The sequence below is a fragment of the Cyclobacterium sp. genome (assembly GCF_014762705.1).
Taxonomy (GTDB): domain Bacteria; phylum Bacteroidota; class Bacteroidia; order Cytophagales; family Cyclobacteriaceae; genus Cyclobacterium.
The window spans coordinates 127,349-144,811 of the sequence record NZ_JABURL010000015.1 but is presented as its reverse complement, the minus strand read 5'-3'; the positions used below and the strand labels follow the sequence as shown (position 1 = coordinate 144,811).

The window sequence follows — 17,463 nt, the reverse complement described above, 5'->3', positions numbered from 1 at the left end:
CCCATCACTTCGGCAAAGGCTGGATTCCGCCACATACAGGTCCTCTTGGGTCATTTTCCCCTGTCTGGACGCTTCACTAAATCTCCAGATATCGCTGGTGCTCACTTCAGCTCCCCTGTATCTTCCGGTTAGCATGGGTCCTCCGGATACCACGATGGTAGGCAGATTGACACTGCTGGCACCCATGACCAGAGAAGGCGTAGTCTTATCACAGCCACAAAGCAAAACCACTCCATCCAGGGGGTTGGCCCTGATGGATTCTTCGGTATCCATGCTGGCGAGATTTCTATAGAGCATGGCTGTAGGCTTCATCACGGTTTCCCCTAGTGACATAACGGGAAATTCTACCGGATAGCCTCCTGCTTCAAATACACCCTTTTTCACAAACTCAGCCAATTCCCTGAAGTGGGAATTACAGGGAGTTAATTCCGACCAGGTATTACAAATACCGATGATTGGCTTGCCCCCTAATTCATGGGTTGGAATTCCTTGCTTTTTAAACCATGACCTGTATATCAGGCCGTCTTTGCCGGTTTTGCCAAACCAGCCCTGACTTCTTCTTTCCTTTTTGCTCATTTTATGCGAGGTGTTTTGTGTCTAAAAAGTAACTTACCTTCAAGACTAGTACTTTTGTTATTTTGGAAGTATAAGATTAGTAAATGTTTGGCCAAAATAAAATTTATCCCTTTAAAATCCTTCTTTCCGAAATCAAGAATATTTTACAGCGCTATGGGACATTTATTTTTGAAAGCAGGCATAAAAATAATCATTGGAAAATACCACTTATTATTGGATACAGCAGATTGATTTAGCAGGGATGATACGACATGATAAATTAATATTCGGTTTGAATTTGTTGTCTGGCTTGCGATGAAAGCAGATTCAAAAATGGCATGGTGAAAAATTGCAGATTATCTTTTATTTTGGGCAGTCAATAAAATTACATATCAATGAGTTTTGAAATACAATCATCCATGGATACCTACGATGTTATTATTGTAGGATCTGGTGCAGGAGGAGGAATGGCCAGCAAAATCCTATCAGAATCAGGCTTGAGTGTGGCCGTGGTAGAAGCAGGAAGTGATTTTGATCCTGCCCTTGAAGAATACCGTACCCAACTGCGCTGGCCATGGGAATCTCCGAGACGAGGAGCCAATACTGTGAGGGCTTTTGGAGATTTCGATGCCGCTTATGGTGGATGGGATATTGAAGGAGAACCTTACACCCGGAAGGATGGGACCCAATTCGATTGGTTTCGTTCACGAATGGTGGGGGGTAGAACCAATCACTGGGGGAGAATTTCCCTTCGGTTTGGCCCGGATGATTTTAAAAGAAAAAGCATTGACGGATTGGGTGATAACTGGCCCATAGGATATGAGGATGTCAAACCCTATTATGACAGGGTGGATCAAATAGTAGGGGTTTTTGGTACCAAAGAGGGCATCCGAAATGAGCCGGACGGTTACTTTCTTCCTCCCCCCAAACCCAGGTTGCATGAGTTGGCCTTTATGAAGGGAGGGAAAAAGATCAACCTTCCCGTGATTCCTTCCAGAATTTCTGTTTTGACACGTCCTGTAAACAATGAAAGGGGCACATGTTTTTTCTGCGCTCAATGTAACCGGGCCTGCCAGGTATATGCAGATTTTTCCGCAGGCACGGTACTTGTAAAACCAGCGATGAAGAAAGGAAATGTGGACCTGTATACCTACGCCATGGTAAGAAAGGTGACGACCGATGAAAAAGGGGAAGCAACAGGCATTTCCTATGTCAGCAAGGTGGACATGCAGGAATACAAATTAAAGGCCAGGGTGGTGGTTTTGGGTGCTTCCGCTTGTGAGAGTGCCAGGATCATGATGAATTCCAGCTCTCCGCAACACCCCAACGGCATTTCCAACAGCAGTGGTACCTTAGGGCACTACCTGCATGATTCTACAGGTGCCAGCCGATCTGCCCTGATGCCTGAGTTTCTGGGCAGGGACAAGTATAACGAAGACGGAGTAGGCTCTATGCATGTATATACGCCATGGTGGCTGGACAATAAAAAACTGGATTTCCCCAGAGGTTATCATCTGGAATTTGGCGGAGGCATGCGCATGCCCAATTATGGCTTTGGTTTTGGAATGGATTCCATGAGAAAATTTATTAAGGACGAATTTGGTAAGGCCAGCCCCAATGGCGGATATGGAGCTGGATTGAAAAAAGATATCAGAAGCGTTTATGGCGCAACGGTAGGCATTGCAGGAAGAGGGGAAAGCGTGCCGCAATATGACAATTACTGTGAAATAGATCCCAATACCGTAGACAAATTCGGTATTCCTGTATTGCGTTTCCATTACAATTGGACCGAGCATGAGGTGAAACAGGCCAGGCACATGCAGGATACTTTTGAAGAAATTTTTGATGCCATGGGTGCTCAGGTGATGGGCACCAAGCCTGGTGCGGAAAACCAATATGGGCTGGCTGCGCCAGGTAGAATCATCCATGAGGTGGGTACGGCAAGGATGGGAGATGATCCCAAAACTTCCGTATTGAACAAGTATTCCCAGGCTCATGAATGTAAAAACCTTTTTGTAGTGGATGCTGCTTCATTTGTCTCACAGGCCGATAAAAATCCTACCTGGACCATTATGGCGCTTTCGATCCGGACTTCTGAATACATAGTGGATCAGTTGAAAAAGAAGAATATTGGGTAAATGCATTAAGCTTTGAGGTCTTTGGTCCCCGAAGCTTTTATCGTTAACGCTCCGAGAGAGACCTTCGGGTTGTCTGAAAACCCCAAAGGTCGGGTTCCCTTTTAACCTTTGAGGTCTTTGGGACCTCGAAGGTTTTTATCGTGAACGCTCCGAGAGAGACCTTCGGGGTGTCTGAAAACCCCAAAGGTCATGATTACATTCTAACCTTTGAGGTCTTCGGGACCTTGAAGGTTTTTATCGTTAACGCTCCGAGAGAGACCTTCGCGGTGTCTGAAAACCCCAAAGGTCATGGTTTCATTCTAACCTTTGAGGTCTTCGGGACCTGGAAGGTTTTTTTCGTGAACGCTTCAGGTCAGACCTTTGGGGATGTATAAACCCCAAAGGTCATGGACAAGGGGTTTTTGATTTTTTTATGTAAGTTTTTTATTTCAATTTCACCCCGTGGATTGGCAATACATCTTAGAGGGCCTGCAAACAGGTATACAGGAAATGAGTTGGCTGGAAGCTGTGGCCGTTTTTTTTGGCCTGGCTTCGGTATATTATTCCATGAAGGAAAATATTCTGGTTTTTCCTACGGGGATTATCAGTACCCTGATCTATGTGTGGATTTGTTTTCAGGTCAGGCTGTATGCCGATATGGGCATCAATGGCTATTATTTTGTCATGTCCATTGTCGGCTGGTATATCTGGTCCCACCCCAGACCTGGGAAAGCCAGTGTTCCCATTACCTGGTTGGGTACCAGAGGAATGGTTAATGCCTTGCTTTTATTGCTGGTGTCCTATGTAACTTTGTACTTTGTACTTCATACGTTTACCGATAGTGATGTACCGTATTGGGATTCCTTTACCACGGCCACGGCATTTGTGGGCATGTGGTTGATGGCGAAGAAGAAGGTAGAGAACTGGATTGCCTGGATCATAACAGATGTGGTATCCGTACCCTTGTACCTTTACAAAGGCCTTTTGTTGACTTCCTTTCAGTTTCTGGTTTTTACGGTTTTGGCTGTATTGGGATTGGTTGCCTGGATCCGAATTGCCAAAGTTTATGCCCTCAAAAATGGATAAAGTTGTGATTATAGGGCCCGAGTCCACTGGAAAAAGCACCCTGAGTCAGGATTTGGCGGCACACTATTCGGAACCCTGGGTGCCGGAATTTGCCAGGGATTATCTTTTGGAACTGGATCGGCCTTATCGCTTTGAAGATTTGCTTGAAATGGCCAGGGGACAAATCCAATTGGAAAATAAACAGTCCAGGGAGGCAAGGGAAATGCTGTTTTGCGATACGGATTTGCGGGTTATCAAAATCTGGAGTGAGCATAAATACGGCAGAACACATCCTTGGATAGATCAACAAATTCAAAAACGGAAATACGATCTGTATCTGCTTACGGATATTGATATTCCCTGGCAGGATGACCCCTTGAGGGAACATCCTGATCCGGATATGCGGAAGTATTTTATGCAGCTATATGAGCAGGTTTTAGTATCTTCCGGGGTAACCTGGGAGAAAATTTCCGGTAGTCCGGAGGATCGGCTGAAGGCAGGAATTGCAGCCATTGAAGCAAGAAAAAAGGAATAAGAAGCGAATGACCAATATTTGCCGGGCCATTTATCTTGTTCTTTCACCGAAACTGTTATAATTTGGAAAGGATACGCCAAAAGGGCTGAATTTTACGGAAATTTTGAATATTTTCAACATTTAATAATTGCAATGACCTAAAATATGGAAAACCATAAGCAACAAATGAAAAAATATTGGAGGAAAAACATCAGGACGGTGCTGATCCTGCTTTCCATCTGGTTTCTGGTCTCCTTTGGATTTGGAATCCTGCTGGCGGAGCCTCTGAATGCCATTAAGATAGGAGGTTACAAACTAGGTTTCTGGTTTGCGCAACAAGGCTCCATATTTACCTTTGTGGTCCTGATTTTTGTCTATGTCTATAAGATGAACAAGCTGGACGAAGCATTTGATGTTAACGAAAAATAACCCCTTTTGACCCTATTATGGATATTTTAACCTGGACCTACATTCTGGTAGGCCTTTCTTTTGCCCTGTACATTGGTATTGCCATTTACACCAGAGCAAGCTCTACCAAAGAATTTTATACAGCAGGAGGTGGCGTTTCTCCATTGGCCAATGGCATGGCAACGGCCGCCGACTGGATGTCGGCCGCATCTTTTATCTCCATGGCAGGAATAATCGCGTTTTCGGGATATGATGGTTCGGTTTACCTTATGGGCTGGACCGGAGGTTATGTATTGCTGGCCCTGCTATTGGCTCCTTACTTGAGAAAGTTCGGGAAATTTACGGTTCCGGATTTCGTTGGGGATCGCTATTACAGCAACAAAGCCCGGGTAGTAGCGGTGTTTTGTGCCCTGTTCATTTCTTTTACCTATGTAGCCGGACAAATGCGTGGGGTGGGTATTGTGTTTTCAAGGTACCTGGAGGTAGATATTGAAACAGGAGTGTTGATAGGCATGACCATTGTATTTTTTTATGCGGTTATGGGCGGCATGAAAGGGATTACCTATACCCAGGTAGCCCAGTATTGTGTGCTGATCTTTGCCTTTATGGTTCCAGCCATTTTCATTTCCATCCAACTGACCGGAAACCCCATACCCCAGTTGGGATTGGGTGGAACGGTGCAGGATGGCACCTACCTCCTTGACAAGCTGGATGGTATCCTGGCAGATTTGGGCTTTCATCAGTATACAGCAGGAAGGAAGTCCCTTACGGATATGTTTGCCATTACACTGGCTTTGATGGTGGGAACAGCCGGCTTACCCCATGTAATCGTCCGGTTTTTTACGGTACCCCGTGTCAGGGATGCCAGGCTTTCGGCAGGATATGCCTTGGTATTTATCGCAATATTGTACACCACAGCCCCGGCGGTAGCAGCTTTTGGGATCTACAATGCCATAGATACTGTTGCCGGACAGCCGGTGGACAAGCTTCCGGACTGGGTGGAAAATTGGCAAAAGACCAATCTAATTGTGGTTGAAGATAAGAATAACGATGGACTGGTTCAATACCTGGCTGATCCGGAAAGCAACGAACTCACAGTGGATAAGGATATCATGGTCCTGGCCGCACCTGAGATAGCAGAGCCACCCAACTGGGTGGTCGGTCTGGTGGCAGCGGGAGGAATGGCTGCGGCATTGTCTACGGCTGCCGGATTGCTTTTGGTCATTTCCACTTCTGTTTCCCGGGACCTGTTCCGAACCTTTGTTCCGACCATGACGGAAAAAACGGAATTGATCATTGCCAGAATGGCAGCGGCTGTAGCAGTAATTATAGCAGGCTATTTTGGAATCAATCCCCCTGGCTTTGTAGCGGAGGTGGTTGCTTTCGCCTTTGGTCTGGCAGCGGCATCCTTTTTCCCGGTAATAATCATGGGCATCTTTTCTACAAGAATGAACAAGGAAGGGGCCATAGCTGGTATGATCAGTGGATTGGTTTTTACTCTTGGCTACATCATATATTTTAAATTTATCCATCCTGAAGCTAATAATATGGACAATTGGTGGTTTGGAATTTCACCGGAGGGCATTGGATCCTTTGGCATGCTGATCAATTTTCTGGCTTGTTTTGTGGTCTCCAAGTTTACGCCGGATCCACCGGAGCATGTGCAGGAAATGATCCAGGACATCAGGATTCCAAGGGGAGCAGGCAAGGCGCAAGACCATTAATAGAAGACTCAAATCTACCCAAGTATGGGAATTGAATAATTTTAGCTTAATTTATATCAGATTTAAAACCAAAAATACCTGAAGATGAGTGATAGAATTCATACCCTTAGCGGTTATTTCCATGAATACCAGAAAAGCGTAGCCGATCCGGAAAATTTCTGGGCCAGGGTAGCTGATTCTTTTCATTGGAAAAAGCGCTGGGACAAAGTATTGGACTGGAATTTTGAGGGGCCCGATGTCAAATGGTTCCTCAATGGCAAATTAAATATCACCGAAAATATACTGGAAAGGCACCTTTACACCATCGGAGACAAACCTGCCATTATCTGGGAACCCAACGAGCCCGGAGAAGCTAGCCGAACACTAACTTATCGGCAACTTTATGAAGAGGTTTGCCGGTTTTCCCATGTCCTGCAGGAAAAAGGAGTACAAAAAGGGGATAAGGTAATCATTTACATGCCCATGGTGCCTGAGGCAGCAGTGGCCATGCTGGCCTGTGCCAGGGTAGGTGCCGTCCATTCGGTCGTTTTTGCAGGGTTTTCCAGCAATGCCCTCTCTGACCGGATCAATGATTGCGAGGCCAAGGTAGTATTGACAGCCGACGGTAATTTCAGGGGAAACAAAAAAATTCCCGTAAAAGCAGTAGTGGACGAAGCCTTGGAAAAAACCAGTACCGTCACATCTGTAATTGTTTACCAAAGGACAGGGCAGGAAGTGACCATGAAGGCAGGCCGGGATTTTTGGTGGCATGAGGCCATCGAAGGAAAAAGCACCAAGCAGGAGGCCGTGGAAATGGACAGTGAAGACATGCTCTTTATATTATATACCTCAGGCTCTACCGGAAAGCCTAAAGGAGTGGTGCATACCTGTGGAGGATATATGGTGTATTCCAAATATACCTTTGAGAACGTTTTTCAGTACAATCCGGGAGACGTGTACTGGTGTACGGCGGATATTGGCTGGATTACCGGACACTCCTATATTGTATATGGGCCGCTGTTATCAGGGGCTACCTCAATCATGTTTGAGGGTGTGCCTACCTACCCCCATGCCGGACGTTTTTGGGAAATCGTGGATAAGTACAAAGTGAATCAGTTCTATACTGCACCTACCGCTATCCGCGCATTACAGGCTCATGGCACAGAACCGATCGAGCCATTTAAACTGGACTCCCTTAAGGTGCTTGGTTCCGTTGGTGAACCCATCAATGAAGAAGCCTGGCATTGGTACCATACCCATATCGGTAAAACAAAATGTCCCATAGTAGATACCTGGTGGCAAACGGAGACAGGAGGCATCATGGTCTCTCCATTGGCAGGTATTACTCCCACCAAACCCGCCTATGCCACATTGCCTTTGCCAGGCGTACAATTGGCCATTATGGATCCCGATGGTAAAGAAATGACTGGTAATTCGGTTGAAGGGAATCTATGTATTAAATTTCCATGGCCCGGAATGATCCGTACTACTTACGGAGACCATGATCGATGCAGACAAACTTATTTTGCTACCTATAAAGGGATGTATTTCACCGGAGATGGTGTCAAAAGAGACCACGATGGCTATTACCGTATTCTGGGAAGAGTAGATGATGTGATTAATGTTTCCGGTCACCGTATGGGTACGGCTGAGGTAGAAAACGCCATCAACGAACACCCACTGGTAGTAGAATCGGCAGTGGTGGGATATCCACACCAGGTGAAAGGACAAGGAATCTATGCCTATGTGATCTGCGACATGAAAAACAGGTCCGAGCAAAGCCTGACCAATGAAATCAAGGATACCGTGACAAAAATCATCGGCCCGATTGCCAAGCCGGATAAGATTCAGATTGTACCCGGATTGCCAAAAACCCGGTCAGGTAAAATCATGCGCAGGATTCTGAGAAAGGTAGCTGAAGGTAACATGGACAACATGGGAGATACCTCCACCCTACTCGATCCCGATGTTGTGGAAAAAATAATCGAGGGAAGAATTGAATAAAGGCTTACCCTTGTTACTAATGGGGAAAGGTGTAGGTTTGTCCACACCTTTCCCTTTCATTTCTTAGCAAAGCTCCGATATGGCCAATGTTATTGTCAATAGGGTCATTGAATTCTTAAAAAAGTATCCTCCATTTAGTTTTTTGTCCCCTGAACTGCTTGCTCAGGTGGGCAGGGAAGTTGATTTGGTTTATTTTGAGGAAGGGGAATTTTTGTTCCAAAAAGGTGAGCCTGCTAAAAGTTATTTTTTTGTAGTCAAAGAAGGTGCCATTAAGTTAACAGATCATTTTGAAGGAAAGGAAGAAACAGTAGAAATCTGTGACGAAGGAGATGTATTTGGGGTGCTGGCCTTGCTTGGCAAAAGACCTTATATCCTCAATGCCCGTGCAGATGAAAACAGTCTGGTCATGGCGGTACCTGTCGGGGTATTTGAAAAAATCCTGAGCGAAAACAATAAAGTGAGCCTTTATTTTGCATCAGGCTTCGCATCGGGACAAGTAGTGGTCCGTTCCGGATTATCCCAAACCCAAAAAGTAAGGACACTGTTTGGGCGGGATACCAACGAAAATGGTCTGATGCTTTTTTCCGGCCAAACTACTATTCAATTTTCCCATCCGGTCATTTATTGTCATACCGGTAATACGGTTGCTGAGGCGGTGCAGAAAATGAGCCGGGAGAAAGTAGGTTCCATTATCATTGTGGACCAAAACAAACATCCTAAGGGAATCATTACCGATAAAGATCTCAGAAATCGATTGATTGCCCAAAACCTACCCTATAGTACCCCTGTAACAAAAATCATGAGCCAGCCCGTGGTAACCGCCAAAAAGGACATGGAATTTTCCCAGGTTTACCTGAATATGGTCAAACACCGTTTGCATCATCTGGTTTTCACGGAAGACGGCAGTTCTGATTCACCTTTGATAGGGATTATTTCAGACCATGATATCCTGCTTTCGCAGGGAAACAGCCCGGCAGTATTGATCAAAGCCCTACAGGAAAGCCAGGATATCCATGAATTGGCCAAACTGAGAAATCAGGCCGAAGGCATGCTGAAATATTTCCTGGAAAATGAACTGGCCATAGAATTTATCGCAGGGATACTTACCGAGATCAACGATACCCTAATCCGACGTGCCATTTCCATGGCCAGGTCCAGACACGAAGCGGTTTTCCCTGAGCTAAGGGACCTTCAATTTTGTTTTTTGGCCCTGGGTTCTGAAGGGAGAGGAGAGCAATTGCTCAGAACAGACCTGGACAATGCCATTGTGTATGAAGATGTAGCCGATGAGCTGAAGGAAAAGGCACAGAACTTCATGCACCTGATTGCCAGAGATGTAATGGATATTCTATTTGCCTGTGACTTTCATTCCTGTCCTGCCGAGATGATGGCCAATAACCCCCAATGGTGCCAGCCACTTGGACAGTGGAAAAAGTACTTTAGCCAGTGGATAAGGGAACCCGATCCACAATCTCTGATGATGGCAACCATATTTTTTGATTTTCGGGCAGTAAGTGGCAAGCAGGCATTGGCTGATGCTTTGACCCAACATGTATATGAGGAAATCAACCAGGCGAAGGTATTTCTGAATTTTTTTGCCAAAAATGCCTTGTTAAACCCTCCGCCTCTCGGCTTTTTCAGGAATTTTATGATTGAAAAATCCGGTAGGCACGCAGAAAAATTTGATATCAAGCTTAGGGCCATGATGCCCCTGGCAGATGCAGCCAGGGTATTGATTCTTAGCCACCAGGTGGTGGGCATCAACAATACCTTCAAAAGGTATGAAAAGTTAGCCGAGCTTGAACCCAGTCAGGCCGCACTTTACAGGGATGCAGGGAAAGCCTATGAGATTTTTATGCGGATACGTGCACTAGAGGGATTATCAACAGCCTCCTCGGGAAGGTTTATTCAGCCCGACAGCCTGGGAAAGTTGCAAAGGCAATTGTTGAAAAATGCTTTTTTTCCCATTGATGAAATTCAAAAAATTCTGAAAGTCAGGTTTCAGTTAGATTATTTTGGCAACTGATATGGACTGGAAAAAACTATTTGGTTTTGCGCCTCTTCCTAAACCGGAATTTATCAAAGTGTATGAAAAGTCGATGGAGCGAAAAATCGCAGGAGGAAAACCAGTATCGGAACTGGAATTTCTGGTTATCGATACGGAAACAACTGGTTTGGATATCAAAAGAGATCTTGTACTTTCCTATGGGGCGGTGCAGGTTAGCCATAACCGGATCAGGATTGCCAGCGCCAGGGAATTTTACCTTAGGCCAAAAAAAAGGAACCGGGAAGCCATAAAAGTGCATGGTTTGGTGCGTGAAAGGCCCTATGTGAGCAGAGAACAGCTAATCCGAAGTTTTCTGGACGATGCCCAGCATAAAATCCTGGTAGGACACCATCTGGGCTTTGACCTGGCCATGATGGAAAGGGTGGGCAGATCCATTGGGCTAGGAAAAATAAAAAATCCGGTCCTGGATACTTTTAATCTGGCCCTAAGATTGGATATGGGTAAATTTTACGATCCTCAGGCAGTGGTTTCCACGGATTATTCCCTGGACAAACTTTGCGAGCGGTATGCTATTTCCCCTGATGACAGGCATACGGCTGCAGGAGATGCCCTGCTGGCCGCCCAATTATTGGTCAAACTTTTAAAAGCTGCGGAAAAGAAGGGGATAAAAACTTTTGCTGACCTTATGGGTTAAAATTTTATTTGTTCCAATTCATTTGAATGTCGGCTTTCGTTTGTACATAAATGACCAATGCGCTGCTGGTTGGATAAATCCCAGAAATGGAAATAGCCGGTTTTTTCAGGGCAAATGAGGCAAAATCCGTTTCCCAGTCTCCCATTTCCAATAAAGCAGCCTGTGCATTATTCAAGTAATCGCCTACAGGGATAACCCCTTGTTTTTGGATGATTTTCATGATCTTCCTGCGCCTCATCCAATTGGTCATGTTGGCAAAAAAGTTTTCGGTTTCCAGCCGGAAATCTACATTTTCTAACCTTATGGCGTTAATTTCAGGGTCAAAGGTCGGTTGTCCTGCCAAATAAAACTTCCCTTCCAGGTCTTTTTTGCCAAGTCGTTTGGCCAGAAAATCCAAAATGATCATGGTATTTTCGCCATAATGCCGGATGCTGAAATCCTTGGGCAAGAGCTGGGTTTTCCTGTCCAGGGTAATCAGGCTGTCCTTAAGGGATTCATTGAGGTAGCTGGAAATTTCATTGAAACCAATGGTAAGGGGTGTAGTGATGTTTAGCTCGTTTCCAAAGGATTGCTCCAGGGAAATTTCCGGAAGTGGGGAAAGCTGGGTGGCCAGTGGCCTGTCTTTTTGGCTTCGCATTTCTCCTTCCAGACCAAAATTCAATTGCAGCATCTGGTCGGTGGTGAAGGTCTCATGAACTTTTAATTTTTCTGCATGCGGGTAGATGTAGGTACCGGAAAGACCATTCTCTACATACCTGGGCCTGCCAAATGAAGACCAGAAATTATCAGCGATACGCTTAAAATCAACGGCTGCCAATGCTCCGCCGCGCAGTTGATTTTCCATGATGGCCACCATCTGTCGCTTTACCATGGGCTCAAAATCAATTTTAAAACCCAATAGATCGTATTCCAGAGCTTTTCCCCAGGACAAGATATCCAATCCTTCTATATCAAATGCCCAATTTTCTTTCAGTACGGGTAAAAAACTAATCTGTGGCGTCAAATTTTCCTGAAAAGGAATGGCTGTGGCTATCCTTTGTCCAAAGAGCCGCTTTTCCAGTCTCAATTTGCCATCCAGAAAAACAGGTAAGGCCAACAGTATTTTACCATTTTCTTTAGCAGTCAGCTCCAGCAGACCGGTTTTATCCAGGTCTACATCTGCATATAGCCCATCCCCGAATTCCAGGTCTTTTTCATTAAACAATTGCTTGTCCAGACTATTATTGATCTGATCTTCCAAGAAAGAAAGGGGAATTTCAAGGCTAAGGTTAACTGTCGCATTGGCCTTAGGCAGCGGAGGAGGGGGCTCCAGTGCCTCGGGTCCGCCCATGGGCAGGCTTCGGCAAGCCCATCCGGTGAATGCAAGGAAAGAAATCAGGATAAATAAGCTATATCGATACATGTTATACTAGAACGAATGAATAGGATGATTGAGGTGCTGCATCCAGATTATTTTAATTGTAATGACAAATATAGGCGAATTCAAAATTTTTTTACTGTTTTGAACTTTAAACCCACCCTTTTTGGTTATTCTTGGCGTAAATCAACCTGAAATATGAGCTGGAAAAAATTAGATAAATTATCCCAACTGGATCAAATCAAGGAAGAAAGCAAAGGCAAGCCTGTGGTTATTTTCAAGCATTCTACCAGATGCTCTATCAGCAGCATGGCCTGGAACCGCATGGAAAGGAGCTGGAAAGCCGAAGACTATGACCGCTTATCTGCTTATTTTTTAGACCTGATTGCACACAGGGAAGTTTCCAATGCCATCGTTTCCGAGTTTGGGGTAGCCCATGCCTCCCCACAGGTGATCGTCATCAAGGATGGACAAGTCGTCTATGACAACAGTCATATGGGTATCAATTACAGGGAAATTGTTTCTATAGGTGCTTAGTATCAAGTCAGGCCAAAACCGTCGGGTATACCGATGCGCTTTTGAGCTATCTTCGATGCAAAAAGCCTTGCAGTGGGATCTAATGAAATAACTTAATACACACAACTCTTTCAATCAAGCCTTGAGAGGAGATCAGGGCCAAAATTCTGGTATTTATACCTTGCCCCCTAATTTTAGCCACTTGATGTTTTTATTTGCCATTTAAATCTTTTTTTGTGAGCGGTTAAACCCGGGACAAGTAATGAGGTCTAATTCTTGTATTTAATAATCGCATTAAAATATGAGGATTTTTATTCTATTTGTCTGCATTGGCTTATTGGCCACTACCGGACTTCTGGCCAGGCAGGATCGCCAGAATGTGCCCCTGATTAAGGGCAAGATCATTGAAAAGGACAGCCAGGATCCGATGATTGGCGCCAATGTACTTTTAAAAACACAGCAGGATTCCCTGATCAGCAACACTACTACCGGTCCGGATGGAACTTTTAGTATTGCGTATCCCCGTCTACCGGTTTTCAAACTTGAAATCACATATGTGGGTTTTGAAAAAGTCACCCGGGAATTTAGCCGGGGAATGCCCCTGGACCTGGGTACCATTGCCATAAGCGAAGACAGCAACCTGTTGGGTGAAGTGGTCATCGAAGGCGAAAATGCTGTAGGTGAAATGAGGGGAGATACAGCAGTTTTCAATGCCAATGCGTTTAAAACCAAGGAAAACGCCATGGCAGAGGACCTTATTGGTAAGCTTCCGGGCATTACCATTGAAAACGGTCAGGTGCAGGCACAGGGCGAGCAGGTGCAAAAGATATTGGTGGACGGCAGGGAATTCTTTGGAAATGATCCTTCCATCGCCCTGAGAAACCTGCCGGCCGATGCCATCTCCAGTGTGGAGGTGCTGGACCAGCGATCCGATCAGTCCCGGCTTACGGGTTTGGATGATGGCAACTATGCCAAAACCATCAACATCATCACCAAGGGAAACATGCGCAACAGCTATTTCGGCAGGGTTTATGGAGGTTATGGTACCGACAATACTTATTCGGTAGGTGGAAACATCAATTTTTTTAATGGAGACCGAAGAATTTCCATTATCGGTATGTCCAATAATGTGAACCAGCAAAACTTTGCATCAGACGACCTGTTGGGAGTAAGTGGAGGTCTCGGCGGTGGCGGCCGAAGAGGACGCCGGGGTGGCCCGGGCGGAAATAGTTTCGGCGTAGGATCAAACAATGGAATCGTTACTACCAACTCGCTGGGATTAAATTACAGCGATAAATGGGGCGAGAAAATCAATTTTACCGGAAGTTATTTTTTTAACGCCACCGATAATTCGGTTTTCGAAAATACCAACAGAGAAACCGTTATCACGGAAGACCAGCGTCAGATTTATCAGGAAGACCAAATCAGCACCATTAATAATAACAATCACCGCATGAATGCCCGGATGGAATACGATATCAATGAGAAGAATGCATTGATTATCAGCCCTAGCATTAATTTTCAGGATAATTACAGGTATAGCAACCTGGAGGGCCTGAATCTGGATCAATCCCTGGATTCCCTTAGCGACACCCGAAATTTAACTGAGAATGAGACGCAGGGTTATTCCCTTTCCAACAGCCTCACTTACCGGTACAAATTCGATAAGGTGGGCCGGACGGTATCGCTTGATTTATTTACCTCCTGGAACCAGCGGGATGAGTTAACGGATCTGATCTCTTCCAACAAAGATTACGTCAGAAATGCTTTCGATACCTTGGTCCAGGAAACAACGGCTTTGTCTGATGGGTTTAATTACCGGACTAACCTGACCTATACCGAGCCCATTAGCGAAAGATCGGTGGCGACATTCTCCTATCAGGTTGGGAACAATAAAAGTGCTGCGGATCAGAAGACGTTTCAATTGGCCAACGAACAGGGTATCATGGTTTTGGATACGGCCTTAAGCAACGAATTTGATAATAAATTTCTGACTCAGCGGGCCGGATTAGGATATCGGTACAACAACAAGGGATTGAATATCAATATGGACCTGGACTACCAGTATGCGGTATTGGATAATGAAAGTGTGTTTCCCACAGAGGGAACCTTCTATCGGGATTTTAAAAATATCATGCCTACACTGACCATGAATTACCGTACAGAAAGTGGAACCAGTTACCGGTTTAGGTATCGGACCCGAACAGACGAGCCTAGCGTAAACCAACTTCAAAACGTGATCAATAACAGCAACCCCTTGAATCTTTCGGTAGGTAATCCTTCACTGGGCCAAAGTTACAACCACTCCATGTTTGTCAACATGTCTAAATTCAATATGGAGACAAACAAATCCTTTTTCGTGTTTTTGTTTACCAATTTGAATAATAATTACATTGGGACGAGTACGTTTGTGGCTCCTCAGGATACCCTGATAAATAATGAAGTATTGCTCAGGAGAGGCGGGCAAATCACAAGTCCTGTAAATTTAAATGGACAAATGAATGCACGGCTGTTTTTAAGTTATGGAACCAGCATTCCAAAATGGAAAACCAAGGTGAACCTGAACCCAGGCATCAGCTATGGCCGTACCCCGGGAATTATCAACGGGCAAACGAACACGAACGAAAATATCGACATACGGCAGGGCATCACATTTGCCAGCAATATCAGCAAAGATGTGGATTTCAATCTCTCCACCAATGCCACTTACACCATCGTGAACAGCAGCCTTCAAAGCAATCTTGACCAAAATTATTTCATTCAAAGCAGTAACCTACGGTTTTATTATTCTCCCAATGACGGAAAAACCTTTATCGCTAATAATGTCAACAACATGCTCTACAGGGGTCTTTCTGAGGGTTTGGACCAATCGGTCTGGTTATGGAACATCGAAGCAGGTTACCGCTTCCTGAAAAACAACAAAGGGGAATTGAAAGTATATGTCTTTGACCTGCTCAAGCAGAACAACAGCATTTCCAGGACCGTTTCGGATGTGGCTGTGACAGATGTGTATTCCAATGTGCTGACGCGCTATGCCATGGTTTCCTTTACCTATATCATCGGTAATTTCAAAAAGTCTGATCTGCCTGATGAAGGCGACAGACCGGGAGGATACCGTGGTGGACCGGGAAGGGGTGGAGCGAGGAGCTGGTAAGAATTGATTTTGGAGGACATTTCATTTAATTAGGTGAATATTTCAATTACCAAATAAAGTTTTTCTATGGATATGGGAGAAGGAAAGACTGGAGAGACGTTAGAGAATGGATAGTCCATCTTCCTCAATCTCATTCAATCGTAAGCATGCAAACGAGTTTGATTGGTGGCGATTTAAAAACTCACTCCCAAACCCAAGCCTGCAAAAACCGGCTGAAAAGCCCAATCTTCGCGGGTCTTATTAGGCATGGCAAAAAATGGTGTGTACCCCACTCTAAAAAAGAAGCCCCCGTCAGGCTTTTGATACCTATAGCCAATTCGTAAAGGTATGCCCGCATCAAAAACCACTTTATCGGTTGTTTGAAATGTTTCCGAATCAAAACCTAAACTTCTGGTTAGGTAGGAAGTAACTCCCATGCCCAATTCCAGATGATGGTTTGACTTACCATAAAATGCTGATATCTCTACGGGTACTACCGGCAGCCATGTTGTTTTAGCATTTAATCTGTGATGAAACATTGAAAAACCTGCACTCGCATTTAGCTTAAGTTTCCCTTTTTCATGGAATATTCGCCCATAATTGAATGCATACCGGCCCGCATTTCCACCAACCTCAAGATAGACTGCCTGCTTTGCGGTAAATTTTTTAACTTCTGTTTGAGCTGTTACCTTAAAGGAAATAGCGAAGGAAAGAACCAAAACAAAAATTAACTTGAGTCGGAAAAACAATTGACCGTCAAAAAAAGGTGGAGCATCGAAGAGAATTGGATTCATGATAAAAGTTATTTAAATGCACCAAGAATGAATTAAATTTTAAGTTAATAATAATTACAAACGAAACAATACTTTCTGTATAAAAAAGTCTCTTAAAACAAAAAAAGCCGTGGAGGGCTTATGCTACAATTGCCCGGTATTCGGATTTAAGTATTCAATTTTTTCGTCTGGTCTTTGTGCTTTAGCAGGGAGGTTATTTGTGTGATAGCCATTTGATTGAGCTGTGCCAATCGTTCCGGTTGTTCCATTCCCTGATGAATGAGCATGGCATTGACACTTTGCATTGGTAGATTCTATCCATTTTTGAGAAGTAAGGGCAAAACTGTTGGCTCCTGATTGATTTTTAAAGGCATCGAATTCGATGCTTTTAAAGTTGGGATTATTTAATTGTTCCCAAAGCCCACAGAACTCTATAGCGCTACGGGTTCTCATCCAGTTTTGAATAATGTAGTTGGTGCGTTCAGCATCCCGATACCTGGCCATATCAGTAAGCGAAATGTAGTCATCGACTTTTGTTGAAAAAAGAGTGATTTCTTTACCTTTAACTTTTATGAGTTTATTTTTCGCCATAATCTGAAAATTAAATCAGCAGAAT

The 17,463-nt window shown here is 44.5% G+C and carries 14 protein-coding genes; 10 read left to right on the top strand and 4 right to left on the bottom strand.

What is annotated here, in order from left to right:
* On the bottom strand, positions 1-576 hold a 576-nt coding region (locus HUJ21_RS02165), incomplete at its 3' end, for a dihydroxy-acid dehydratase (protein ID WP_291366915.1).
* A 374-nt stretch (positions 577-950) separates the two neighbouring features.
* On the opposite strand from HUJ21_RS02165, the gene HUJ21_RS02160 reads away from it, so the two are divergent.
* From HUJ21_RS02160 to HUJ21_RS02125, 8 genes are all read left to right on the top strand, one after another.
* Positions 951-2,693 (top strand): GMC family oxidoreductase, encoded by a 1,743-nt coding sequence (locus HUJ21_RS02160; RefSeq protein WP_291366914.1) that lies wholly within the window; start codon positions 951-953, stop codon positions 2,691-2,693.
* A gap of 441 nt (positions 2,694-3,134) precedes the next feature.
* Entirely contained in the window at positions 3,135-3,758 is a 624-nt protein-coding gene (gene pnuC / locus HUJ21_RS02155; protein ID WP_291366913.1) for a nicotinamide riboside transporter PnuC, read from the top strand.
* On the top strand, positions 3,751-4,272 hold the full coding sequence (locus HUJ21_RS02150; protein ID WP_291366912.1) for an ATP-binding protein: 522 nt from the start codon (positions 3,751-3,753) through the stop codon (positions 4,270-4,272). Before pnuC ends, HUJ21_RS02150 begins: the two co-directional genes overlap by 8 nt.
* A gap of 144 nt (positions 4,273-4,416) precedes the next feature.
* Positions 4,417-4,680, top strand: coding sequence for a DUF4212 domain-containing protein (locus tag HUJ21_RS02145; RefSeq protein ID WP_291366911.1), 264 nt, complete (start codon positions 4,417-4,419; stop codon positions 4,678-4,680).
* Positions 4,681-4,697: 17 nt separating this feature from the next.
* Complete coding sequence (locus tag HUJ21_RS02140; protein ID WP_291366910.1) at positions 4,698-6,383, top strand: sodium:solute symporter family protein; 1,686 nt, start codon at positions 4,698-4,700, stop codon at positions 6,381-6,383.
* 84 nt (positions 6,384-6,467) lie between these two features.
* The gene (gene acs / locus HUJ21_RS02135; RefSeq protein WP_291366909.1) at positions 6,468-8,366 is read left to right on the top strand and encodes an acetate--CoA ligase; all 1,899 of its coding nucleotides are present in this window, start codon (positions 6,468-6,470) and stop codon (positions 8,364-8,366) included.
* Positions 8,367-8,445: 79 nt separating this feature from the next.
* Complete coding sequence (locus HUJ21_RS02130) at positions 8,446-10,392, top strand: DUF294 nucleotidyltransferase-like domain-containing protein (RefSeq protein ID WP_291366908.1); 1,947 nt, start codon at positions 8,446-8,448, stop codon at positions 10,390-10,392.
* Between the two features lies 1 nt (position 10,393).
* Positions 10,394-11,068 carry a 3'-5' exonuclease gene (locus HUJ21_RS02125; protein WP_291366907.1) on the top strand — a complete coding sequence of 225 codons (675 nt, stop codon included), beginning with the start codon at positions 10,394-10,396 and terminating at the stop codon, positions 11,066-11,068.
* Between the two features lie 4 nt (positions 11,069-11,072).
* On the opposite strand, the gene HUJ21_RS02120 is transcribed toward HUJ21_RS02125, so the two are convergent.
* Positions 11,073-12,470, bottom strand: coding sequence for a DUF4403 family protein (locus HUJ21_RS02120; RefSeq protein WP_291366906.1), 1,398 nt, complete (start codon positions 12,468-12,470; stop codon positions 11,073-11,075).
* A 153-nt stretch (positions 12,471-12,623) separates the two neighbouring features.
* Here HUJ21_RS02120 and ytxJ point away from each other — a divergent pair, with 153 nt between their 5' ends.
* Together ytxJ and HUJ21_RS02110 are read left to right on the top strand one after the other, a co-directional pair.
* Positions 12,624-12,962: a bacillithiol system redox-active protein YtxJ gene (ytxJ, locus tag HUJ21_RS02115; protein WP_291366905.1), complete on the top strand. Its 339-nt coding sequence runs from the start codon at positions 12,624-12,626 to the stop codon at positions 12,960-12,962.
* 280 nt (positions 12,963-13,242) lie between these two features.
* The gene (locus HUJ21_RS02110) at positions 13,243-16,095 is read left to right on the top strand and encodes an outer membrane beta-barrel protein (protein WP_291366904.1); all 2,853 of its coding nucleotides are present in this window, start codon (positions 13,243-13,245) and stop codon (positions 16,093-16,095) included.
* Positions 16,096-16,268: 173 nt separating this feature from the next.
* Here HUJ21_RS02110 and HUJ21_RS02105 read toward each other — a convergent pair whose 3' ends face one another.
* Together HUJ21_RS02105 and HUJ21_RS02100 are read right to left on the bottom strand one after the other, a co-directional pair.
* Complete coding sequence (locus HUJ21_RS02105) at positions 16,269-16,868, bottom strand: hypothetical protein (protein WP_291366903.1); 600 nt, start codon at positions 16,866-16,868, stop codon at positions 16,269-16,271.
* Positions 16,869-16,991: 123 nt separating this feature from the next.
* Complete coding sequence (locus tag HUJ21_RS02100; RefSeq protein WP_291366902.1) at positions 16,992-17,438, bottom strand: KilA-N domain-containing protein; 447 nt, start codon at positions 17,436-17,438, stop codon at positions 16,992-16,994.
* Positions 17,439-17,463: the final 25 nt, after the last annotated feature.